Annotated in this window: 23 protein-coding genes; 12 read left to right on the top strand and 11 right to left on the bottom strand. The window is 60.7% G+C overall.

Going from position 1 to position 21,611, the window contains the following annotated elements:
- Positions 1-59: 59 nt before the first annotated feature.
- The 3 genes from ACKUG4_RS08230 to tldD are packed head-to-tail and all read left to right on the top strand — an operon-like array spanning position 60 to position 6,230.
- Entirely contained in the window at positions 60-3,863 is a 3,804-nt protein-coding gene (locus ACKUG4_RS08230) for a YhdP family protein (protein WP_445433790.1), read from the top strand.
- Between the two features lie 58 nt (positions 3,864-3,921).
- Complete coding sequence (locus ACKUG4_RS08225; RefSeq protein ID WP_445433789.1) at positions 3,922-4,782, top strand: carbon-nitrogen hydrolase family protein; 861 nt, start codon at positions 3,922-3,924, stop codon at positions 4,780-4,782.
- A gap of 5 nt (positions 4,783-4,787) precedes the next feature.
- Complete coding sequence (gene tldD, locus ACKUG4_RS08220; RefSeq protein WP_445433788.1) at positions 4,788-6,230, top strand: metalloprotease TldD; 1,443 nt, start codon at positions 4,788-4,790, stop codon at positions 6,228-6,230.
- Positions 6,231-6,281: 51 nt separating this feature from the next.
- Here the strand turns inward: tldD and yjgA are convergent, their stop codons facing one another.
- On the bottom strand, positions 6,282-6,806 hold the full coding sequence (gene yjgA / locus ACKUG4_RS08215) for a ribosome biogenesis factor YjgA (protein ID WP_007953598.1): 525 nt from the start codon (positions 6,804-6,806) through the stop codon (positions 6,282-6,284).
- Between the two features lie 108 nt (positions 6,807-6,914).
- Between yjgA and pmbA the strand changes: the two genes are divergently transcribed.
- The 6 genes from pmbA (at position 6,915) to ACKUG4_RS08185 (ending at position 12,191) form a co-directional block, all read left to right on the top strand.
- Entirely contained in the window at positions 6,915-8,261 is a 1,347-nt protein-coding gene (gene pmbA / locus ACKUG4_RS08210; RefSeq protein ID WP_409348318.1) for a metalloprotease PmbA, read from the top strand.
- Between the two features lie 161 nt (positions 8,262-8,422).
- Positions 8,423-8,830 (top strand): FagA protein, encoded by a 408-nt coding sequence (locus ACKUG4_RS08205; RefSeq protein WP_085647688.1) that lies wholly within the window; start codon positions 8,423-8,425, stop codon positions 8,828-8,830.
- Positions 8,811-10,187 carry a class II fumarate hydratase gene (locus ACKUG4_RS08200; protein ID WP_064593391.1) on the top strand — a complete coding sequence of 459 codons (1,377 nt, stop codon included), beginning with the start codon at positions 8,811-8,813 and terminating at the stop codon, positions 10,185-10,187. Before ACKUG4_RS08205 ends, ACKUG4_RS08200 begins: the two co-directional genes overlap by 20 nt.
- Positions 10,188-10,214: 27 nt before the next feature.
- Positions 10,215-10,655, top strand: coding sequence for a DUF2753 family protein (locus ACKUG4_RS08195; protein ID WP_445433787.1), 441 nt, complete (start codon positions 10,215-10,217; stop codon positions 10,653-10,655).
- A gap of 1 nt (position 10,656) precedes the next feature.
- Positions 10,657-11,268, top strand: a complete 612-nt coding sequence (locus ACKUG4_RS08190; protein ID WP_039769285.1) for a superoxide dismutase — start codon at positions 10,657-10,659, stop codon at positions 11,266-11,268.
- A gap of 29 nt (positions 11,269-11,297) precedes the next feature.
- Positions 11,298-12,191, top strand: coding sequence for a ZIP family metal transporter (locus ACKUG4_RS08185; protein WP_445433786.1), 894 nt, complete (start codon positions 11,298-11,300; stop codon positions 12,189-12,191).
- 39 nt (positions 12,192-12,230) lie between these two features.
- Here the strand turns inward: ACKUG4_RS08185 and ACKUG4_RS08180 are convergent, their stop codons facing one another.
- The 10 genes from ACKUG4_RS08180 to ACKUG4_RS08135 all read right to left on the bottom strand — a co-directional run bounded on the left by ACKUG4_RS08180 (position 12,231) and on the right by ACKUG4_RS08135 (position 19,257).
- Positions 12,231-12,506: an HPr family phosphocarrier protein gene (locus ACKUG4_RS08180; protein ID WP_064593396.1), complete on the bottom strand. Its 276-nt coding sequence runs from the start codon at positions 12,504-12,506 to the stop codon at positions 12,231-12,233.
- Between the two features lie 15 nt (positions 12,507-12,521).
- Complete coding sequence (gene rapZ, locus ACKUG4_RS08175; RefSeq protein ID WP_064593397.1) at positions 12,522-13,379, bottom strand: RNase adapter RapZ; 858 nt, start codon at positions 13,377-13,379, stop codon at positions 12,522-12,524.
- A gap of 2 nt (positions 13,380-13,381) precedes the next feature.
- Entirely contained in the window at positions 13,382-13,846 is a 465-nt protein-coding gene (ptsN, locus tag ACKUG4_RS08170; RefSeq protein WP_007953580.1) for a PTS IIA-like nitrogen regulatory protein PtsN, read from the bottom strand.
- A gap of 11 nt (positions 13,847-13,857) precedes the next feature.
- Positions 13,858-14,166, bottom strand: a complete 309-nt coding sequence (gene hpf, locus ACKUG4_RS08165) for a ribosome hibernation-promoting factor, HPF/YfiA family (protein WP_011332471.1) — start codon at positions 14,164-14,166, stop codon at positions 13,858-13,860.
- A 73-nt stretch (positions 14,167-14,239) separates the two neighbouring features.
- Positions 14,240-15,733 (bottom strand): RNA polymerase factor sigma-54, encoded by a 1,494-nt coding sequence (locus tag ACKUG4_RS08160; RefSeq protein WP_011332472.1) that lies wholly within the window; start codon positions 15,731-15,733, stop codon positions 14,240-14,242.
- Positions 15,734-15,919: 186 nt separating this feature from the next.
- Complete coding sequence (gene lptB / locus ACKUG4_RS08155) at positions 15,920-16,645, bottom strand: LPS export ABC transporter ATP-binding protein (RefSeq protein WP_007953572.1); 726 nt, start codon at positions 16,643-16,645, stop codon at positions 15,920-15,922.
- Positions 16,645-17,190 carry a lipopolysaccharide transport periplasmic protein LptA gene (gene lptA / locus ACKUG4_RS08150; protein WP_064593398.1) on the bottom strand — a complete coding sequence of 182 codons (546 nt, stop codon included), beginning with the start codon at positions 17,188-17,190 and terminating at the stop codon, positions 16,645-16,647. The genes lptB and lptA overlap by 1 nt, the downstream gene beginning before the upstream one ends.
- The gene (lptC, locus tag ACKUG4_RS08145) at positions 17,177-17,749 is read right to left on the bottom strand and encodes an LPS export ABC transporter periplasmic protein LptC (RefSeq protein WP_007953568.1); all 573 of its coding nucleotides are present in this window, start codon (positions 17,747-17,749) and stop codon (positions 17,177-17,179) included. The genes lptA and lptC overlap by 14 nt, the downstream gene beginning before the upstream one ends.
- An 8-nt stretch (positions 17,750-17,757) precedes the next feature.
- Positions 17,758-18,282 carry a KdsC family phosphatase gene (locus ACKUG4_RS08140; protein ID WP_085611339.1) on the bottom strand — a complete coding sequence of 175 codons (525 nt, stop codon included), beginning with the start codon at positions 18,280-18,282 and terminating at the stop codon, positions 17,758-17,760.
- Entirely contained in the window at positions 18,283-19,257 is a 975-nt protein-coding gene (locus ACKUG4_RS08135) for a KpsF/GutQ family sugar-phosphate isomerase (RefSeq protein WP_064593399.1), read from the bottom strand.
- Positions 19,258-19,531: 274 nt separating this feature from the next.
- Here ACKUG4_RS08135 and ACKUG4_RS08130 point away from each other — a divergent pair, with 274 nt between their 5' ends.
- The 3 genes from ACKUG4_RS08130 to mlaD are packed head-to-tail and all read left to right on the top strand — an operon-like array spanning position 19,532 to position 21,608.
- Positions 19,532-20,344: an ATP-binding cassette domain-containing protein gene (locus ACKUG4_RS08130; RefSeq protein ID WP_064593401.1), complete on the top strand. Its 813-nt coding sequence runs from the start codon at positions 19,532-19,534 to the stop codon at positions 20,342-20,344.
- Positions 20,344-21,141 carry a lipid asymmetry maintenance ABC transporter permease subunit MlaE gene (gene mlaE / locus ACKUG4_RS08125; RefSeq protein WP_007953561.1) on the top strand — a complete coding sequence of 266 codons (798 nt, stop codon included), beginning with the start codon at positions 20,344-20,346 and terminating at the stop codon, positions 21,139-21,141. The genes ACKUG4_RS08130 and mlaE overlap by 1 nt, the downstream gene beginning before the upstream one ends.
- Positions 21,141-21,608: an outer membrane lipid asymmetry maintenance protein MlaD gene (gene mlaD, locus ACKUG4_RS08120; protein WP_007953559.1), complete on the top strand. Its 468-nt coding sequence runs from the start codon at positions 21,141-21,143 to the stop codon at positions 21,606-21,608. The genes mlaE and mlaD overlap by 1 nt, the downstream gene beginning before the upstream one ends.
- The last annotated feature ends 3 nt before the right edge of the window (positions 21,609-21,611 follow it).

Below are 21,611 nucleotides of genomic sequence, written 5' to 3'. Positions count from 1 at the left end.
TTTCCTGAAACGGCTGGCCTCAGCTTTTTGCAGTATTTTTGCCATGGGAGCCAACTGACATGGAACGTCTGACACGCATTTTGGCCGCACTGACCCGCTGGGGTCTGGGCCTGTGCGCGTTGGTTCTGGTATTGATGGCGTTGTACGTCAGTCTCGGCCGGGAACTCACGCCACTGGTGGCCGAATACCGCGCCGATATCGAAGACAAGGCCAGTGCCGCCCTGGGCATGCCGCTGCAGATCGGCGAGCTGGAAGGCAACTGGAGCGGGTTTGCCCCGATCCTGCTGGCCCACGACGTGATGGTCGGCAGCGGCGCCAATGCCCTGCGCCTGGATCGGGTGCGCGCGGTGCCGGATCTTTGGGCCAGTCTGCTGGCCCGCGAAGTGCGCATCGCCCATTTGGAACTCAATGGTCTGAAGATCAGCCTCAAGGAAGGCGAAGACGGAAAGTGGGCGCTGGAAGGCTTGCCGGTGCAGCAGGACCAGCCCATGGATCCCGAGCAACTGTTCAACCGCATGCAAATGATTCAGCAACTGTCGGTGCTCGACAGTCAGGTGACGTTGCAGCCGCTGGAGCAGGCGCCGCTGACCCTCACTTATGTCGGTCTCAATCTGAAGACCGGGTCCAGCCGCCAACGCCTCGATGCGCGCCTGACCCTGCCCGACGGTCAGCCTGTGGCGCTGAGCCTGCGCATGCGACTTCGTCCGAATCAGTGGCAGAACAGCGAAGTGGACGGTTATGCCAGCCTGCCGCAGAGCGACTGGTCGAAGTGGCTGCCTGAGCGCCTGACCCAACAATGGAATTTCTCCGAGATCAAGGCCGGTGGCGAGCTGTGGGTCAACTGGCGAGAGGGGGCTTTGCAGAGCGCGGCGATCCGTCTCAATGCGCCGCAACTGACCGGCGCCTACGCTGAACGCAAGCCGATCCAGATCAACAATCTGGCGCTCAATGGCTATTTCCAGCGCGGTTCCGAGGGAGCCATTGTCACACTTGATTCGCTGGCGATGAATTTCGGCGAAACCCGTTGGGAATCCCATGTCCAGATCAAACAGACTGCCGCCACCGACAAGAACGAAGAACTCTGGCATCTGCAGGCTGACCGGCTCGACCTGACGCCGATCACGCCTTTGCTCAATGCCCTCGGACCTTTGCCCCAAGGCGTCGCCACCGTGGTCGAGCGCCTGAAAGTAACCGGCGGTCTGCGTAACGTGCTGCTGGATTTCCGGCCGAACGCCACCGACGACAGCAAATTCAGCTTCGCCGCCAACCTCGATCAAGTCGGCTTCGATGCCTACCACGGCGCGCCGGCGGCACGGAATGTCAGCGGCAGTCTTACCGGCAATCTCGGTGGCGGCGAGCTGCGCATGGACAGCAAGGACTTCGTCCTGCACCTCGATCCGATCTTCGCCAAGCCATGGCAATACATTCAGGCCAACGCCCGGTTGACCTGGAAGCTCGATAAAGAAGGTTTCACCCTGATCGCGCCGTACCTGAAGGTGCTCGGCGAGGAAGGCAAGATTGCCGGCGACTTCCTGATCCGCCTGCACTTCGACCACAGCCAGGAAGACTACATGGATCTGCGGGTCGGTCTGGTGGATGGCGACGGTCGCTACACCGCCAAGTACCTGCCGCAGGTCCTGAGCCCGGCCCTCGATGAATGGCTGCGTACGGCGATTCTCAAGGGCGCGGTGGATCAGGGTTTCTTCCAGTATCAGGGTTCGCTGAACAAGAACGCCGGGGAAGCGGATCGCAGCATCAGTCTGTTCTTCAAGGTGCACGACGCCGAACTGGCGTTCCAGCCAGGCTGGCCGCACGTGAGCAAGGTCAACGGTGATGTGTTCATCGAAGACAGCGGCGTGCGGATTCTGGCCAGCAAGGGTCAGTTGCTCGACACCCAGGTCAGCGATGTCTTCGTCAATATTCCCCACGTGCCGAGCGGCGAGCACAGCCATATGTTCCTCGACGGCAGCTTTGCCGGCGGGCTGGGCGATGGCCTGAAGATTCTTCAGGAGGCGCCGATCGGCACTGCCGATACTTTTGCCGGCTGGGAAGGCGAGGGTGACCTGCAAGGCAAGCTCAAACTCGATGTGCCGTTGGCCAAGGGTGATCAGCCGAAAATCCTCGTCGACTTCAAAACCGCCAATGCGCGCTTGAAGCTGGCGGAGCCGAAGCTCGAACTGAGCCAGCTCAAGGGCGACTTCCGCTTCGACAGCGCCAAGGGGCTGAGCGGGCAGAACATCAGTGCCCGGGCCTTTGACAAACCGGTGACCGCGCAAATCTTCGCCGACGGCGCCCCCGGCAAACTCAAGACCCGGGTCGCGGCGTCAGGACAGGTCGAGGTCAAGAAACTCACCGACTGGCTGGGCGTGACTCAGCCTTTGCCGGTGTCCGGGACGATTCCGTATCAGCTGCAAGTGAATCTGGACGGTGCCGACAGCCAATTGATGGTCAGCTCCAGTCTGAAAGGCGTGGCGGTGGATCTGCCGGCGCCGTTCGGTATGGCCGCCGATGTCGGGCGTGACACGGTGTTCCGGATGACATTGCAGGGGCAGGAACGGCGTTACTGGGTCAATTACGATCAACTGGCCAACTTCACCTTCGCCGCGCCACCGGGCAATTTTGCCGATGGTCGGGGTGAGCTGTTCCTCGGCGCTGGCGAAGCGGTGTTGCCGGGCAGCAAAGGCCTGCGGGTGCGTGGCGTGTTGTCGGAGCTGGACGTAAAGCCGTGGCAGGATCTGCTGGACAAATACGCCGGCCAGGATCCAGGCGGCAACGCCAAACAGTTGCTCAGCAGCGCAGATTTCAAGATCGGCAAACTCACCGCCTTCGGCACCACCCTGGATCAGGCAGCCGTGCAGGTGAATCGCAAGTCCGGTGCCTGGGCGTTGGCGCTCGACAGTCAGCAGGCCAAAGGCACGGCCGGCATTCCCGACGCCAAGGGCGCGCCGATTGCGGTGAACCTGCAATACGTGCGATTGCCAGCGCCGGACCCGACGGTGCAGGCCGACGAGAACGCGCCGGATCCACTGGCCTCGGTCGATCCCAGCAAGATTCCGGCGCTGGATATCACCATCAATCAATTGTTCCAGGGCCAGGATCTGGTCGGTGGCTGGTCGCTCAAGGTTCGACCGACCGGCAAGGGCATTGCCCTGAACAACCTCGATCTGGGCCTCAAGGGCATCCTCTTGCAGGGCAGCGGTGGCTGGGAGGGAGCGCCCGGTGCCACGACCAGTTGGTACAAGGGGCGGATCGGCGGCAAGAACCTCGCCGATGTGCTCAAGGGCTGGGGTTTTGCGCCGAGCGTGACCAGCGAAGAATTCCACATGGATGTCGATGGCCGCTGGCCGGGCTCGCCGGCGTGGCTGGCGACCAAGCGCTTCTCCGGCACACTCGACGCGTCCCTTAACAAAGGCCAGTTCGTCGAAGTCGAGGGCGGCGCTCAGGCGTTGCGGGTGTTCGGCCTGCTCAACTTCAACTCGATTGGCCGGCGTTTGCGTCTCGACTTCTCCGACCTGTTCGGCAAAGGCTTGAGCTATGACCGGGTCAAGGGTTTGCTGGTGGCGACCAATGGCGTTTATGTGACGAAAGAGCCAATCAAGTTGACCGGCCCCTCGAGCAACCTGGAACTGGACGGCACGCTGGATCTGGTGGGCGACAAGGTAGATGCCAAATTGCTGGTGACTTTGCCTGTGACCAACAACCTGCCGATTGCCGCGCTGATTGTCGGCGCGCCGGCCGTCGGCGGTGCGTTGTTCCTGATCGACAAGCTGATCGGCGATCGCGTGGCGCGGTTCGCCAGCGTCAAATACACCGTCAAAGGCCCGTGGAAAGAGCCGAAAATCACCTTCGACAAGCCTTTTTGAACAGCCAGCCCCTGAACCGATGGAGTAGCATGGCCGCATACCTCTTGCGGAGTGCGCCATGTCTTTAGCGGTGATTCAAATGGTCAGCCAGAGCGATGTGCTGGCCAATCTGCGCGATGCCCGACGTTTGCTCGAACAGGCAGCCAGCGCCGGCGCGAAGCTGGCGGTGTTGCCGGAAAACTTCGCGGCCATGGGCCGTCGCGACATCGCCGACATCGGCCGCGCCGAAGCGATCGGCGAAGGCCCGATCCTGCCGTGGTTGAAACAGACCGCCCGCGACCTCAGGTTATGGATTGTGGCCGGCACCTTGCCGTTGCCGCCGGTGGGTCAGCCTGAGGCGAAGTCCCATGCCTGCTCGCTGCTGGTGAACGAGCAGGGCGAAATCGTTGCACGCTATGACAAGTTGCACCTGTTCGATGTCGACGTAGCGGACAATCGCGGCCGTTACCGCGAATCCGATGACTATGCTTATGGCAGTGGCGTGGTGGTCGCGGACACGCCGGTCGGGCGATTGGGCCTGACGGTGTGCTACGACCTGCGCTTCCCGGAGCTGTACAGCGAACTGCGCGCTGCCGGGGCTGAACTGATTACCGCACCGTCGGCCTTCACTGCGGTGACCGGGGCGGCGCACTGGGATGTACTGATCCGCGCGCGGGCCATTGAAACCCAGTGCTACGTGCTGGCGGCAGCTCAGGGCGGAACGCATCCGGGGCCGCGGGAAACCTTTGGCCACGGGGCGATTGTCGACCCGTGGGGCCGCGTGCTGGCGCAGCAGGAACAAGGCGAAGCCGTGTTGCTGGCCGAGCGCGACAGCAATGAACAAGCGTCCATCCGGGCGCGAATGCCGGTGACCGGTCATCGGCGGTTTTTTTCGCAGGGCGCACAGCGACCTGCTTCAGAACACGAATTTAAGGCGTAAAACCTATGAGCGAGTTGTTGTCCTCAGTCAGTGATCACCTGTTGGCGCCCGGCGGCGTGACGATCGAGAGCCTGCAAGGCGTGCTCGGTGATCTGGCGGGTCCAGGCATCGATGCGGCCGACCTGTATTTCCAGGGGCAGATTTCCGAGTCCTGGTCGCTGGAAGACGGCATCGTCAAGGAAGGCAGTTTCAACCTCGACCAGGGTGTTGGCGTGCGTGCGCAGTCCGGTGAGAAAACCGGTTTTGCCTACAGCAACGCGATCACCCTGGAAGCCCTCGGCGCAGCGGCCCGTGCGGCCCGTTCGATTTCCCGCGCCGGGCAGCACGGCACGGTGCAGGCGTTCAGCACCCAGGACGTCGCCCAGTTGTACGCGCCGGATAACCCGCTGGAAGTCTTGAGCCGCGCTGAAAAAGTCGAACTGCTCAAACGCATCGATGTGGCGACCCGCGCCCTCGACCCGCGTATCCAGCAGGTCAGCGTAAGCATGGCCGGGGTCTGGGAGCGGATTCTGGTGGCTTCGACCGACGGCGGCCTGGCGGCCGATGTGCGTCCGCTGGTGCGTTTCAATGTCAGTGTGATCGTCGAGCAGAACGGCCGTCGCGAGCGCGGCGGACATGGCGGCGGCGGGCGTACCGACTACCGTTATTTCCTCGCCGAAGACCGTGCCATGGGTTATGCCCGTGAGGCGTTGCGTCAGGCGCTGGTGAATCTGGAAGCGATTCCGGCACCGGCCGGGACCTTGCCGGTGGTTCTGGGCTCGGGATGGTCCGGCGTGCTGCTGCACGAAGCGGTCGGCCACGGCCTGGAAGGCGATTTCAACCGCAAGGGCAGTTCAGCCTACAGCGGACGCATGGGCGAAATGGTTGCCTCGAAACTTTGCACCATTGTCGATGACGGCACTCTGAGCGGTCGTCGCGGCTCCCTGAGCGTCGACGACGAAGGCACCCCGACCGAGTGCACCACGCTGATCGAAAACGGCGTGCTCAAAGGCTACATGCAGGACAAGCTCAACGCGCGGCTGATGGGCGTGGCCCGCACCGGCAACGGTCGCCGGGAATCCTACGCGCACCTGCCGATGCCTCGGATGACCAACACTTACATGCTCGGCGGCCAGAGCGATCCGGCGGAAATCATCGCCTCGGTGAAAAAGGGCATCTACTGCGCCAACCTCGGCGGCGGTCAGGTCGACATCACCAGCGGCAAATTCGTGTTCTCCACCAGCGAGGCTTATCTGATCGAGGACGGCAAGATCACTGCACCGGTCAAAGGCGCAACGTTGATCGGCAACGGTCCGGAAGCGATGAGCCGGGTGTCGATGGTCGGTAACGATCTGGCGCTGGACAGCGGTGTGGGCACGTGTGGCAAGGACGGGCAGTCAGTGCCGGTGGGCGTAGGCCAGCCGACCCTGAAAATCGATGCGATCACCGTGGGTGGCACGGGCGCATAAGAAGGGATGGAGCTTCGGGTGGCGCGCGGTGCGGCCACCCGGTGGCGAATATCAGCGCAGACCGCGTTGAGTCTCGTCCAGCTCACGGATGTACTTGAAGATCTTGCGGCTCGACGCAGGAGGTTTGTTTTGCGCAACCTCGTGCTGGGCCTGACGGATCAGGGAACGCAGTTGCTGGCGGTCGGCGTCCGGGTAATCGACGACGAATTTCTCCAGTACGGCATCGTCACCGGCGATCAGGCGGTCACGCCAGCGTTCGAGATTGTGGAAACGCTCGTTGTACTGACGGGTAGAGGCGTCGAGTTGATCGAGCAGGGTGAGAATCGCGTCAGTGTCCTGATCGCGCATCAGTTTGCCGATGAACTGCAAGTGCCGTTTACGCGCGATGTTCGCGGTGTGCTTGGGCGCATCGGCCAGGGCCCGGCGCAAAGCGTCGGTCAATGGCAGTTTTGCCTGCAAGTCGGGCTTGAGCGTTGTAAGGCGCTCGCCAAGGTCAACCAGAGCATGCAGCTCGCGTTTGACCTGGGATTTGCTTTTTTCTCCCGTATCGAGGGAGTCGTCGTAAGAATCAACCATGGTGGCAGTCCGCAAAGAAACGCCGCCATGATAACCAGTCGGGGGCCGCTTGTCCGGCCCGGTCGCTCGAAGGCCCCAGCCGAAAGCAGAATTTGAGTGGAGATGAGCATGAGTGCAGTTGAAAGCGTCGGCCCACAGGCATTGCCGGCACTGCAGGAACAGGTCGAGCAGATCATCGCCGAAGCCCAGCGTCAGGGTGCCAGTGCCTGCGAAGTGGCGGTGTCGCTGGAGCAGGGCCTGTCGACGTCGGTGCGTCAGCGTGAAGTCGAAACGGTCGAGTTCAACCGCGATCAGGGTTTTGGCATCACGTTGTATGTCGGCCAGCGCAAGGGTTCTGCCAGCACGTCTGCCACCGGGCCGGATGCGATTCGCGAGACCGTCGCCGCCGCGCTGGCGATTGCCAAGCACACTTCGGAAGACGAAGCCTCGGGGCTGGCCGATGCCGCGCTGATGGCCAGGGATATTCAGGATTTCGACCTGTTCCACGAATGGGACATCACGCCGGAGCAGGCCATCGAGAAGGCGTTGCTCTGCGAAGCCGCTGCGTTCGACGCCGATGCGCGCATCAAGAATGCCGATGGCACCACGTTGAGCACTCATCAGGGCTGCCGCGTGTATGGCAACAGCCATGGTTTCATCGGCGGTTATGCGTCGACCCGGCACAGCCTGAGCTGCGTGATGATCGCCGAGGCCGATGGCCAGATGCAACGCGACTACTGGTATGACGTGAACCGCCAGGGCAGTTTGCTGGCGGATCCGGTGAGCATTGGCCAGCGTGCGGCACAGCGCGCGGCGAGTCGCCTGGGTGCGCGCCCGGTGCCGACCTGCGAAGTGCCTGTATTGTTTTCGGCGGAACTGGCGGGTGGGTTGTTCGGCAGCTTCCTGTCGGCGATTTCCGGCGGCAGTCTGTACCGCAAATCGTCGTTCCTCGAAGGCACTTTGGGGCAGAAGCTGTTCCCGGAATGGCTGACCATCGACGAGCGTCCGCATCTGATGCGTGCCATGGGCAGTGCTTCCTACGATGGTGACGGCCTGGCGACCTATGCCAAACCGTTCGTCGAGAAAGGCGAGCTGGTCTCGTACATCCTCGGCACCTATTCCGGTCGCAAACTCGGCATGCCGAGCACCGCCAACGCGGGCGGTGTGCATAACCTGTTCGTCACCCATGGCGATGAAGACCAGGCCGCCTTGCTGCGACGCATGGGTCGTGGCCTGTTGGTCACCGAATTGATGGGTCATGGTCTGAACATGGTGACCGGGGATTACTCGCGTGGTGCGGCAGGTTTCTGGGTCGAGAACGGTGAAATCCAGTTCGCAGTGCAGGAAGTGACCATCGCCGGCAACATGCGCGACATGTTCAAGCAGATCGTCGCGGTGGGTAACGATCTGGAACTGCGCAGCAACATTCGCACCGGTTCGGTGTTGATCGAAAAGATGACTGTCGCTGGCAGCTAAGCCCAGGCCGGTACACAAAAAGGCGCGTCACCCGATTGGGTGGCGCGCCTTTTTCATGTCTGCATATTTTTTGGGCTGCTCAGGGCAGCTGAAAAGCCACCCTTGTTTTGGTTCTCATTATCATCTAATAATAAATCTCATTATCGGATGAGCCCAGGATCATGAGTTCTGCCTTGCACGAGCAGCCGTACCTCGAAAGCTGGCGCTGGATGAGTCGCCAGATCCGTTGCGCGATGGATCCCGACGAACCACGACTGATCGAACATTACCTGGCCGAAGGCCGGTATCTGGCCTGCTGCACGGCGACCTCGCCCTGGATGATCGCTGAAACCTCCTTCCGTCTGCTGCTCGACACGGCCACCGATATCGCGTTGCCGTGGCACTGGCGCAGCCTGTGTCTCGATCAAGCCTGGCGCCCCTTGCGTGAAATGGAGCGCCTGTCGCTGTGCAAGTGCCGGCTCAAGCGCTGGCAAAGCTACACCTGGCAGCTCGCCACCTGCGAGTTGCAACCCTCGATTCCTCTCATTGAATTAGTCCAAGGATTTACCGATGACCAAGACACGTATTGAGCGCGACAGCATGGGCGAACTGCAGGTGCCGGTGGACGCTCTCTACGGCGCGCAGACCCAGCGCGCAGTGGATAACTTCCCGATCAGCGGCAAGCCGATGCCGACCCAGTTCATCCGCGCCCTGATTCTGGCCAAAGCGGCCGCCGCGCGCGCCAACGTTGAACTCAACCAGCTCAGCGCAGCGCAAGGCAAAGCCATCAGCGATGCCGCCCAAGGGTTGTTGGAAGGCGACTTCATGCGGCATTTCCCGGTGGACATCTTCCAGACCGGTTCCGGCACCAGCTCCAACATGAACGCCAATGAAGTGATCGCCACCCTGGCCAGCCGCTTGCTCGACGAACCGGTGAACGCCAACGACCACGTCAACTGTGGGCAGAGCAGCAACGACATCATTCCGACCACTATCCACGTCAGCGCCGCATTGGCCCTGCACGAACAACTGCTGCCGGCGCTGCTGCACCTGGTGCAGGTGATCGAGCGAAAGGCCGAACAGGTCCATCATCACGTCAAGACCGGTCGCACCCACTTGATGGACGCCATGCCGGTACGCCTGAGCCAAGTGCTCAACGGCTGGGCGCAGCAGCTCAAGGCCAATATCGGTCACCTGCAGGATTTGCTCCCAAGCCTGCAATCCCTGGCCCAGGGCGGCACGGCGGTCGGCACCGGAATCAACGCGCATCCGGAATTTGCTGCGCGTTTCAGCCGCCAATTGAGCCAGTTGACCAACGTCCAGTTCACGCCGGGCAAGGATCTGTTCGCCCTGATCGGCTCGCAAGACACCGCTGTGGCCGTATCGGGCCAGCTCAAGGCCACCGCCGTTTCATTGATGAAAATTGCCAACGACCTGCGCTGGATGAACTCCGGCCCGCTCGCCGGGCTCGGTGAAATCGAGCTTGAGGGCCTGCAGCCGGGCTCATCGATCATGCCAGGCAAGGTCAACCCGGTGATCCCGGAAGCCACCGCCATGGTAGCTGCGCAAGTGATCGGCAATGACTCGGTGATCACCATCGCCGGTCAATCAGGCAATTTCGAGCTGAACGTGATGCTGCCGATCATTGCCCAGAATCTGCTGAGCAGCATTGAGTTGCTGACCAACTCCAGCCGTTTGCTGGGTGACAAGGCCATCGCCACCTTCAAGGTCAACGAGTCGCGCCTCAAGGAAGCGCTGTCGCGCAACCCGATTCTGGTGACCGCGCTCAACCCGATCATCGGTTACCAGAAAGCTGCCGAGATCGCCAAGCAGGCCTACAAGCAGGGTCGCCCGGTGATCGACGTTGCGCTGGAGCACACCGACCTGTCGCGCAGCCAGCTGGAAGAGTTGCTCAATCCCGAGAAACTCACCGCCGGCGGCGTGTAAGCACCGCAACCGCTTTGGAGGTTCACCATGGAGCACTGGAAACGCACGATCGAACGGGCCAATCGCTGCTTCATCCTGGGCGAGCTGATCGATGCCCGAGAGGCCTACCTGCAAGCCCTGGCTCTGGCGCAAGTGTTGTTCGAGCGCTGGGCCGATGCCGACGAAGCGGTGGCGGCCTGCGTCATCTCCCACCACAACCTGGCCGATCTGCATCTGCGCCTGAATCAGCCGGAGGAGAGCGCCGAGTACCTGTGCGCGATCCATCAACGGCTGTTGCAGACCATGCAGGACGAGCGCCTGCGCCCGGCCCTGCGTGAAGCGGCGCTGCGCCAGAGCAGCAAGACCTATATCGAGCTGCTCAATTTCATCAGCGAACACGGCGAATACCCGCGCACCCAGCGTTTGCTGCACCCGGATACCGGCAACGCGCGCCGCGCGCCTGCCCCACATCACCATGGAGTCCATTGAAATGGCTTTTACCCTGCCAGCCTTGCCTTACGCCTACGACGCACTGGAGCCGCACATCGATGCGCAAACCATGGAGATCCACTACACCAAGCATCATCAGACTTACATCAACAACCTGAACGCTGCGGTCGAGGGCACCGAATTCGCGGAATGGCCGGTGGAAAAACTGGTCGCCAGCGTCCAGCAACTGCCGGAAAAACTGCGCGCGGCGGTGATTAACCAGGGCGGCGGTCATGCCAACCATTCGCTGTTCTGGGAAGTGATGGTGCCCAACGGCGGTGGCAAACCGGACGGTGCGCTGGCCAGGGCGATCGATGAGCAGCTGGGTGGCCTCGACAGCTTCAAGGACGCCTTCACCAAAGCCGCGTTGACCCGTTTCGGCAGTGGCTGGGCGTGGCTCAGCGTCACGCCCGACAAGAAACTGGTGGTGGAAAGCAGCGGCAACCAGGACAGCCCGCTGATGAACGGCAACACGCCGATTCTCGGGCTCGACGTGTGGGAACACGCGTACTACCTGCGTTATCAGAACCGTCGGCCGGAATACATCAGCGCGTTCTACAACGTGATCAACTGGCCGCAAGTTGCTGCGCGCTATCAGGCCGCGATGGTTTAAGTCCCTATAAAAACAATCCAAGGCTGACTATGGGCACTGAAACACTGGCGATCGGAAGTGGGCGTATGTTTCGTTACGCAATCGGTTCGCTGCTGCTGTTGGCGGGCATGTCCCTGTTGGTCGCACACGGACTCGATTGGCTGAATCTGGAGCCGAGGTTGTTGCGGGCGTTGCAAGGCGGCGCGATTTGCGCCCTCGGCACCGCACTCGGGGCAGTTCCGGTGCTGGTGATCCGCAACATGCCCCAGGCGCTGGGCGATACGCTGTTGGGTTTTGGCGCCGGTGTAATGCTGGCGGCGACCGCGTTTTCACTGATCGTGCCGGGAATCGCCGCCGCCGAAAGTCTGGGACTGAGCCCATGGGGCGCCAGCGGCCTGATTTGCTTCGGCATCATGCTCGGCGCCTTCGGCCTTTATCTGGTTGATCGCCGGGTGTCGGGCGCTTCGCCGGAAATGCTCATCGGCACTGTCGAGCATCCGGTCATTCCGCCGCGAATCTGGCTGTTCGTGTTCGCCATCATTGCCCATAACATCCCGGAAGGCATGGCGGTCGGTGTCTCGGCGGGCGGTGGAATGCCGGACGCAGACAGTCTGGCCATGGGCATTGCCTTGCAGGATGTGCCCGAAGGGCTGGTGATTGCCCTGGTACTGGCTGGTGCCGGTATGTCGCGGGTCAAGGCGTTTTTGATTGGCGCAGCGTCAGGTCTGGTCGAACCAATGTTCGCGCTGCTCTGTGCGTGGCTGGTCAGTCTTGCCGAACTATTGCTGCCCTTGGGATTAGCGTTGGCGGCTGGCGCCATGCTGCTGGTGGTGACGCACGAGGTCATCCCCGAGTCGCGACGCAATGGTCACGAGAAGCTGGCCAGTCTGGGATTGCTGATCGGCTTCTGTCTGATGATGGTGATGGATACCGCGTTGGGCTGAACCGGGAGGAGGGAGCGGGCTACTTTCGCCTCAGGCGTTTCAACCGCCTTCGTCGAAGTAGTTTTCGATCAGTTCCACCAGCGCGCGCATGGCTTCCTCTTCCTGGTGGCCTTCGGTACTCAGATAGATTTTCGTGCCCTTGCCCGCAGCGAGCATCATCATCGCCATGATGCTTTTACCGTCAACCGTGGTTTCCGGAGTGCGGCCCACTTTGATCGTGCAATCGGGAAACTTACCCGCCACCCCGACGAACTTTGCAGATGCGCGGGCGTGCAGGCCCAGCTTGTTGATGATTTCGATTTCACGAGCAGGCATCGCGGTGTGAATCCTTTAGCTGAGGTCGCGGTGGCGAACCTGGACGTTCTTCAGGGTCTTCTGCAGCGCCTGGCCAAGACGTTCGGTCAGGTAAACGGAACGGTGATGCCCGCCGGTGCAGCCGATGGCAATGGTGACGTAAGCGCGGTTACTCGCGGCAAAGCGCGGCAACCATTTGTGCAGGTACGTGTAAATATCCTGGTACATCTCCTCGACCTCCGGCTGCGCCGCCAGATACTCGGCGACCGGCTGATCGAGACCGGATTGCGCGCGCAGTTCCGGTTTCCAGTACGGGTTCGGCAGGCAGCGTACATCGAACACCAGATCCGCATCCACCGGCATGCCGCGTTTGAAACCGAAAGACTCCACCAGAAACGCGGTACCCGGCTCCGGCTGGTTCAACAGGCGCAGCTTGATGGTGTCGCGCAGTTGGTAGAGATTGAGGTTGGTGGTGTTGATTTTCAGGTCGGCGAGATCGGCAATCGGGCCGAGCAGGGCGCTTTCATCCTGAATGGCTTCTGCCAGCGAACGATTGGCGTTGCTCAGCGGGTGGCGGCGGCGAGTTTCGGAGAAACGCTTGAGCAGGGTTTCTTCGTCGGCATCCAGATACAGGACATCGCATTGAATGTGCTTGGCGCGTACGTCCTCGAGCAATTCCGGAAATCGGGTCAGATGGCTCGGCAAATTGCGTGCATCGATCGATACCGCCACCAGTGGCTGCGCCAGCTCGGTGTGAATCAGGGCGCGTTCGGCCAGTTCCGGCAGTAGACCGGCCGGCAGGTTATCGATGCAGTAGTAGCCGTTGTCCTCAAGGACATCCAGGGCAGTACTTTTACCCGAGCCGGAACGGCCACTGACAATGATCAAGCGCATGGTTACGGCCTGTTCTGTTCTTCCAGTACAACCTGGTACAAGGCTTCGTTGCTTGGCGCGCTGCGCAGTCTGTCGCGCACGTCCTTGCGGTCGAGCATGCTGGCGATCTGGCGTAACAGCTCCAGGTGCGCATCGGTGGCGGCTTCCGGCACCAGCAGGACGAACAGCAGGTCCACAGGCGCGCCGTCGATAGCGTCGAAATCGATAGGGGCATCAAGGTGCATCAGCGCACTGATCGGCGCTTCGCAGCCCTTGAGGCGGCAGTGGGGAATGGCGATGCCGTTGCCAAAACCGGTGGAACCCAGTTTTTCACGGGCAATCAATGCCTCGAAGACATCTTGCATCTCCAGATCCGGGACTTCCCGGGCGATCAGGTTGGCAATTTGTTCCAGGGCTTTCTTTTTACTGCCGCCCGGCACGTTCACCAGGGAACGGCCGGGGGTCAGGATACTTTCAAGTCGGATCATGGGGGTGGGGGTTATCGACCGGTAGCGCCCTGAAGCAGGCTCTGGGTCTTTTCCTTATGCTTTTTGAGTTGTTTATCAAGCTTGTCGGTCAGCGCGTCGATCGCAGCGTACATATCGGTATGTTCCGCGTTTGCGACGACCTCATTGCCGGGAATATGCAGCGTGGCTTCGATTTTCTGCTTCAGTTTTTCGACGCACATCGTAACTTGCACGTTGGTGATCTTGTCGAAATGCCCTTCGAGCTTCTTGAGCTTGAGCTCGATGTACTCGCGCAGAGGCTGGGTAACTTCCAGTTGGTGTCCACTGATGTTGACTTGCATACAGCTTCTCCTTCGTTGCCAGTGCATAAAGCGGCAGGCCGAAGAGCCTGCCACTGGAACGCTGTAACGTGGCTTACATCAACCGCTTGCGTTCGCTCGAAGGCGCGATTCCGAGGGATTCGCGGTACTTGGCGACGGTGCGGCGAGCCACCTGAATGCCTTGTGCCTCCAGTAAACCAGCGATCTTGCTGTCACTCAACGGCTTTTTCTGATTTTCCGCGGCAACCAGTTTTTTGATGATCGCGCGGATCGCCGTGGACGAGCATTCGCCGCCTTCGGAGGTACTGACGTGGCTGGAGAAAAAGTATTTCAGTTCATATATGCCCCGTGGGGTATGCATGAATTTTTGCGTGGTTACGCGGGAAATCGTCGACTCGTGCATGCCAACCGCTTCTGCAATGTCGTGCAGGACCAACGGCTTCATGGCTTCGTCGCCGTACTCCAGAAACCCGCGCTGGTGTTCGACGATCTGGGTGGCTACTTTCATCAGGGTTTCGTTGCGGCTCTGCAGGCTCTTGATGAACCAGCGGGCTTCCTGCAACTGATTGCGCATGAAAGTGTTGTCGGCGCTGGTGTCGGCGCGGCGCACGAAACCGGCGTACTGAGCGTTGACCCGCAGGCGCGGCACCGACTCCTGGTTCAGCTCGACCAGCCAGCGCTCGTTGTCCTTGCGCACGATGACGTCAGGCACCACGTACTCGGCTTCGGTGGATTCGATCTGCGAACCGGGGCGCGGGTTCAGGCTCTGCACCAGTTCGATGACCTGCCGCAGCTCGTCTTCCTTGAGCTTCATGCGCCGCATCAACTGGCTGTAGTCGCGGCTGCCGAGCAAGTCGATGTAATCGGTGACCAGGCGCTTGGCTTCGGCCAGCCAAGGGGTCTTGGCCGACAGCTGGCGCAATTGCAGCAGCAGGCATTCGCCCAGGTTACGTGCGCCGATGCCGGCCGGTTCGAACTGCTGGATGCGGTGCAGGACGGCTTCGATCTCGTCCAGCTCGATGTCGAGTTCCGGATCAAAGGCGTCGAGGATTTCTTCGAGGGTTTCGTCCAGATAGCCCTGATTGTTGATGCAATCGATCAGGGTGACGGCGATCAGGCGATCGGTGTCGGACATCGGTGCCAGGTTCAACTGCCACAGCAGGTGGCTTTGCAGGCTCTCGCCGGCGGAGGTGCGGGTGGTGAAGTCCCACTCGTCATCGTCGCTGCTCGGCAAGCTGCTGGCGCTGGTCTGGTAGACGTCTTCCCAGGCGGTGTCTACCGGCAATTCGTTGGGGATTCGCTCGTTCCATTCGCCGTCTTCGAGGTTATCGACTGTCGGCGCGGTCTCCTGATAGGAGGGTTCCTGGATCTCGGTGTTGGGCTTCTGTTCGGCGTTGTCGGCCATGGGGTCGGAGTTGTCGAAGTCGTCTCCGTCCTCCTGGCGTTCGAGCATCGGATTGGATTCCAGAGCCTCCTGGATTTCCTGTTGCAGATCCAGGGTCGACAATTGGAGCAGGCGGATGGCCTGTTGCAGCTGCGGTGTCATCGTCAGCTGCTGGCCCATTCTCAAGACTAGCGATGGTTTCATGGCAGGGGCTTAACACCTTATTCGCCGGCGCTATGCGCCATCCACTACAGGGCGCCGGAGCGCCAAACTTAAGCAAATTATATGCCTGAAACTGTCGTGTTTGCCTAGAGCGCTGTAACAATAAAAGCGTATAAAAAGGCGTTTCAACGTTACAGCACCCGGACGACTGGTCGGATGCTGTCGCGCTTACAGGCGGAACTCGTGACCCAGATAGACTTCCTTCACCAGATCGTTGGCGAGGATGGTCGCGGAGTCGCCTTCGGCGATCAACTGGCCGTCGTTGACGATATAGGCGGTTTCGCAGATATCCAGCGTCTCACGGACGTTGTGGTCGGTGATCAGTACGCCGATCCCCTTGGCCTTGAGGTGATGGATGATCTGCTTGATGTCGCCGACCGAGATCGGGTCGACACCGGCGAACGGTTCGTCGAGCAGGATGAATTTCGGTGCCGTGGCCAGTGCGCGGGCGATTTCTACCCGGCGGCGCTCACCACCGGACAGGCTCATGCCGAGGTTGTCGCGAATGTGGCTGATGTGGAATTCCTGCAGCAGGCTTTCCAGCTCCTTGCGACGACCGGCCTTGTCGAGCTCCTGACGGGTTTCGAGGATGGCCATGATGTTGTCGGCCACCGACAGTTTGCGGAAGATCGACGCTTCTTGCGGCAGATAGCCGATACCGGCCTTTGCACGACCGTGCATTGGCTGGTGACTGACGTCCAGGTCGTCGATCAGTACCCGACCCTGATCGGCCTGAACCAGGCCGACGATCATGTAGAAACACGTGGTCTTGCCGGCGCCGTTCGGGCCGAGGAGGCCGACGATCTGGCCGCTGTCGATCGACAGGCTGACGTCGCGCACGACCTGGCGGCTTTTATAGGCCTTGGCCAGGTGTTGAGCTTTCAGAGTTGCCATTACTGGGTTTTCTCGTCGGTTTTCTTCTTCGGCTGGATCACCATGTCGATGCGCGGACGCGCTTCGGTGACCTTGCTGCCAGTGGCTCGACCGGCGCTGGCCAGTTTCTTCACCGTGTCATAGACGATTTTTTCGCCCTGAGTGGTGTTGTTGTCCTTGTCGACGACTTTGGCCTTGTCGATCAGAACAACGCGGTTCTGCTGTGCGTGGTATTGAATGGTCACGCCCCAGCCCTGAACGGGTTTGGCATCACCGGCAGTCTGCAACTGTTCGAAGTAGGCGAGGTTGCCGACCGAGGTCACGACGTCGATGTCGCCGTTAGGCGCACGGGTCATGGTCACGGTGTTGCCTTTGACGATCATCGAACCCTGGGTGATGATCACGTCGCCTTTGTAGGTGGCAACGCCGTTCTTGTCGTCCAGTTGGGCATCGTCGGCCTGAATGCGGATTGGCTGCTCTTGATCGTTCGGCAGAGCCCAGGCGCTCACGCTTCCCAGTGCTGCGCCCAGACTGAGCAAAATAGGGAGGGTTTTAACGAGCCTCATACTGTCCTCTTACGTTCGATAGCAGGTGTATCCTGCTTTCCTTCAAATACGCTTTCATTCCTACGCCAGTCGATACACCGCCAGCGCCGTCGATTCTAACGGGTTGCTGGGTCTGCGCATATTGCTGCTGAGGGAACACGGTCATGCGTGTGCTGGTAATCAGGGTGTCGCGGTTCTTTTCGTCGGTGCGCTTGACCCGAACGGAGTCGATCAGCTCGACCTCGGTGCCACCGGAGTTCACTTCACCGCGTTCGCTGGTCACGTGCCACGGGAAGTCGGTGCCACGGAACATGTTCAGATCAGGCTTGGTGACCAGTGTAATGTCGGTCGCCTTGACGTGCTCGGCCTTGTCGGACGTCATTTCGTACTGCACTTTGCCGTCTTCGAGGTACTGGATCGTGTGCGTATTGGTCGCGTACCAGTCGATCGGGCTTTCCTCTGCCGAAACCGGCGGTTTGTCGAGGAAGCGTTCCGGGCTGATGTTCCAGTAGCCGACCGCACCGAAAATCGCCGCGATGCAACCGAACAGCAGGATGTTGCGAAACTTTTTGCTAAACATGGTTGGACTCACAGATACGCATTGTTGGCGGCGTCGAGGCTGCCTTGGGCGCGCAGGATCAGTTCGCAGAATTCGCGGGCGGCACCTTCGCCGCCACGAGCCTGGGTGACGCCATGAGCGTGTTCGCGAACAAAAGGTGCGGCGTTGGCCACGGCCATGCCCAGGCCTACACGGCGGATCACCGGCAGATCCGGCAGGTCGTCGCCGAGGTAAGCCACTTGTTCATAGCTTAGGCCCAGTTGCTCCAGAAGACCGTCGAGAACGACCAGTTTGTCTTCACGGCCCTGAAACAGGTGCGGGATCCCCAGGTTCTTCGCCCGACGCTCGACCACCGGAGTCTTGCGACCGCTGATGATGGCGGTCTGTACGCCGGCGTTCATCAGCATCTTGATGCCCTGGCCATCCAGTGTATTGAAAGTCTTGAACTCGCTGCCGTCTTCAAGGAAGTACAGGCGCCCGTCGGTGAGGACACCGTCGACGTCGAAAACCGCCAGTTTGATGGCCTTGCCGCGTTGCAGCAGATCGTTGCTCATTTACATCACTCCTGCGCGCAGCAGGTCGGAGAGGTTGAAGGCGCCGATCGGGCGATCCTCTTCATCCACGACAACCAGCGCGTTGATTCGGTGGTCTTCCATGATTTTCAGGGCTTCGGCGGCAAGCATCTCGGCGCGGGCGGTCTTGCCGTGCACGGTCATCACCTGGTCGATGGTGGCGCTGTGGATATCAATGCTGCGATCCAGGGTGCGACGCAGGTCGCCGTCAGTGAAGATCCCGGCCAGCTTGCCGTCGGTTTCCAGGATGACGGTCATGCCCAGGCCCTTGCGGGTCATTTCCATCAACGCGTCCTTGAGCAGGGTGCCGCGCTGTACCTGCGGCAGTTCCTGGCCGGCGTGCATGACGTTTTCCACTTTCAGCAGCAGGCGTCGGCCCAGTGCGCCGCCGGGGTGGGAAAAGGCGAAGTCTTCGGCAGTGAAGCCGCGCGCTTCCAGCAGCGCCACGGCCAGGGCGTCGCCCATGACCAGTGCGGCGGTGGTCGAGGAGGTCGGCGCCAGGTTCAGCGGGCAGGCTTCGTGCTCGACGTGAACGTTGAGGTTGACCTCGGCGGCCTTGGCCAGCGGCGATTGCGGGTTGCCGGTGACGCTGATCAGCTGAATGCCCAGGCGCTTGATCAGTGGCAGCAGAGTGACGATTTCGTTGGTGGAACCGGAGTTCGACAGGGCCAGAATGACGTCATCGCGAGTGATCATGCCCATGTCGCCGTGGCTGGCTTCGGCCGGGTGCACGAAAAACGCCGGGGTGCCGGTGCTGGCCAGGGTCGCGGCAATCTTGTTGCCGATGTGCCCGGACTTGCCCATGCCGACCACGACAACACGGCCCTTGCTGGCCAGAATCATCTCGCAAGCGCGTACGAAATCGGCGTCGATATGGGGCAACAAGCCTTGTACGGCTTCCACTTCGAGGCGAATGGTGCGTTGTGCCGATTGAATCAGGTCGCTGGTTTGGCTCATGTCAGAAATCGTATAGCCCGATGAAAAGGCGGCGATTATAGCGGTTATGTTGAAAAGCCTCACGCAAGTTCGTCGTGCTTTGTCATTCCTCGTTACCAAAACGCTCCAAATATACCTTCAAGCCCCTCAGCTCGCAGATCCGGGCCGGTGCAGGCCTTGGGCGCTTGCCCTTTGCAGTGATATAGTTCGCCGCCAGTTCGGCCTGCCCGGGATGTAGGGGCTTTCCTCAGAAAGCCAGGCGTCCGAGTGAGAGGCTGCATCGCAAGGAGTTTAGATGAGTGCCGATAACGCCTACGCGGTCGAGCTGAAGGGAGTCTCCTTCAAGCGCGGTGCGCGGAGCATTTTCAATAACGTCGATATCCGCATCCCGCGCGGCAAGGTCACCGGCATCATGGGGCCTTCCGGGTGCGGCAAGACCACACTGTTGCGCCTGATGGGCGCCCAGTTGCGGCCATCCAAGGGCGAGGTCTGGGTCAACGGCCAGAACCTGCCGAAGCTGTCGCGCAGCGATCTGTTCGATGCGCGCAAGCACATGGGCGTGCTGTTTCAGAGTGGCGCCCTGTTCACCGATCTCGATGTGTTCGAGAACGTCGCCTTCCCGCTGCGTGTTCATACCGACCTGCCGGAGGAGATGATCCGTGACATCGTCCTGCTCAAATTGCAGGCAGTGGGGTTGCGCGGTGCGATCGAGCTGATGCCTGACGAGCTGTCCGGTGGCATGAAGCGCCGGGTCGCCCTGGCCCGGGCCATTGCCCTCGATCCGCAGATCCTCATGTACGACGAACCGTTCGTCGGCCAGGATCCGATCGCCATGGGTGTGCTGGTTCGCCTGATCCGGCTGCTCAACGATGCATTGGGAATCACCAGCATCGTGGTGTCCCACGACCTCGCCGAAACCGCGAGTATTGCTGACTACATCTATGTGGTCGGTGATGGCCAGGTATTGGGGCAGGGCACGCCGGACGAACTGATGGGCTCGGACGATCCGCGTATCCGCCAGTTCATGACCGGTGAACCCGACGGCCCGGTGCCGTATCACTTTCCAGCGCCGGATTACCGCGCAGATCTTCTGGGGAAGCGCCGCTGATGCGCAGAATTACATTAATGGAGCGTGTGCGTCGTTTCGGCCTCGCCGGAATCGACAGCGTCGCAGTGTTCGGGCGTTCGACCCTGTTCCTGTTTCATGCCCTGCTCGGGCGTGGCGGCATCGGCGGCGGGTTTGGCCTGCTGGTCAAGCAGTTGCATTCCGTCGGCGTGATGTCGCTGGTGATCATCGTGGTGTCCGGGATTTTCATCGGCATGGTGCTGGCGCTGCAGGGCTTCAATATCCTGTCGAGTTACGGCTCGGAACAGGCCGTCGGCCAGATGGTGGCGCTGACCCTGCTGCGTGAGCTGGGACCGGTGGTGACCGCGCTGTTGTTTGCCGGTCGTGCCGGCTCGGCGCTGACGGCGGAAATCGGCAACATGAAATCCACCGAACAGTTGTCCAGTCTGGAAATGATCGGGGTCGACCCGCTCAAATACATCATTGCCCCGCGTCTGTGGGCAGGCTTCATTTCCCTGCCGGTGCTGGCGATGATCTTCAGCGTGGTCGGCATCTGGGGCGGTTCATGGGTCGCCGTCGACTGGCTGGGTGTCTACGAAGGTTCCTACTGGTCGAACATGCAGAACAGCGTGAGCTTCGGTGACGATGTGCTCAACGGCATCATCAAAAGTGCAGTGTTCGCTTTTGTCGTCACCTGGATCGCCGTATTTCAAGGCTATGACTGCGAACCCACTTCCGAGGGGATCAGCCGTGCCACCACCAAGACCGTGGTTTACGCCTCGCTGGCAGTACTCGGCCTGGACTTTATTCTGACTGCTTTGATGTTTGGAGATTTCTGATGCAAAACCGCACCCTGGAAATCGGTGTCGGCCTGTTCCTGCTGGCAGGGATCCTGGCTTTGTTGCTGCTGGCCCTGCGGGTCAGTGGCCTGTCTCCGACTTCGACCACCGATACCTACAAGCTTTACGCGTATTTCGACAATATCGCCGGTTTGACGGTCAGAGCCAAAGTGACCATGGCGGGCGTGACCATCGGCAAGGTCACCGCAATCGATCTGGATCGCGACAGCTTCACCGGTCGGGTAACCCTGCAAGTGGATAAAAGCGTCGACAATCTGCCGACCGACTCCACAGCATCTATCCTGACAGCGGGTTTGCTGGGCGAGAAATACATCGGTATCAGCGTGGGCGGGGAAGACACCCGCCTCAAGGATGGTGGAACCATCCACGACACGCAGTCGTCTCTGGTACTGGAAGACCTGATCGGTAAATTCCTGCTCAATACCGTTAGCAAAGACGCCAAATGAGGA

The organism is Candidatus Pseudomonas auctus (genome assembly GCF_048654275.1).
Taxonomy (GTDB): domain Bacteria; phylum Pseudomonadota; class Gammaproteobacteria; order Pseudomonadales; family Pseudomonadaceae; genus Aquipseudomonas; species Aquipseudomonas pharyngis.
Note: the sequence above shows the minus strand (reverse complement) of the source record. Positions and strands in the feature narration are given on the sequence as shown.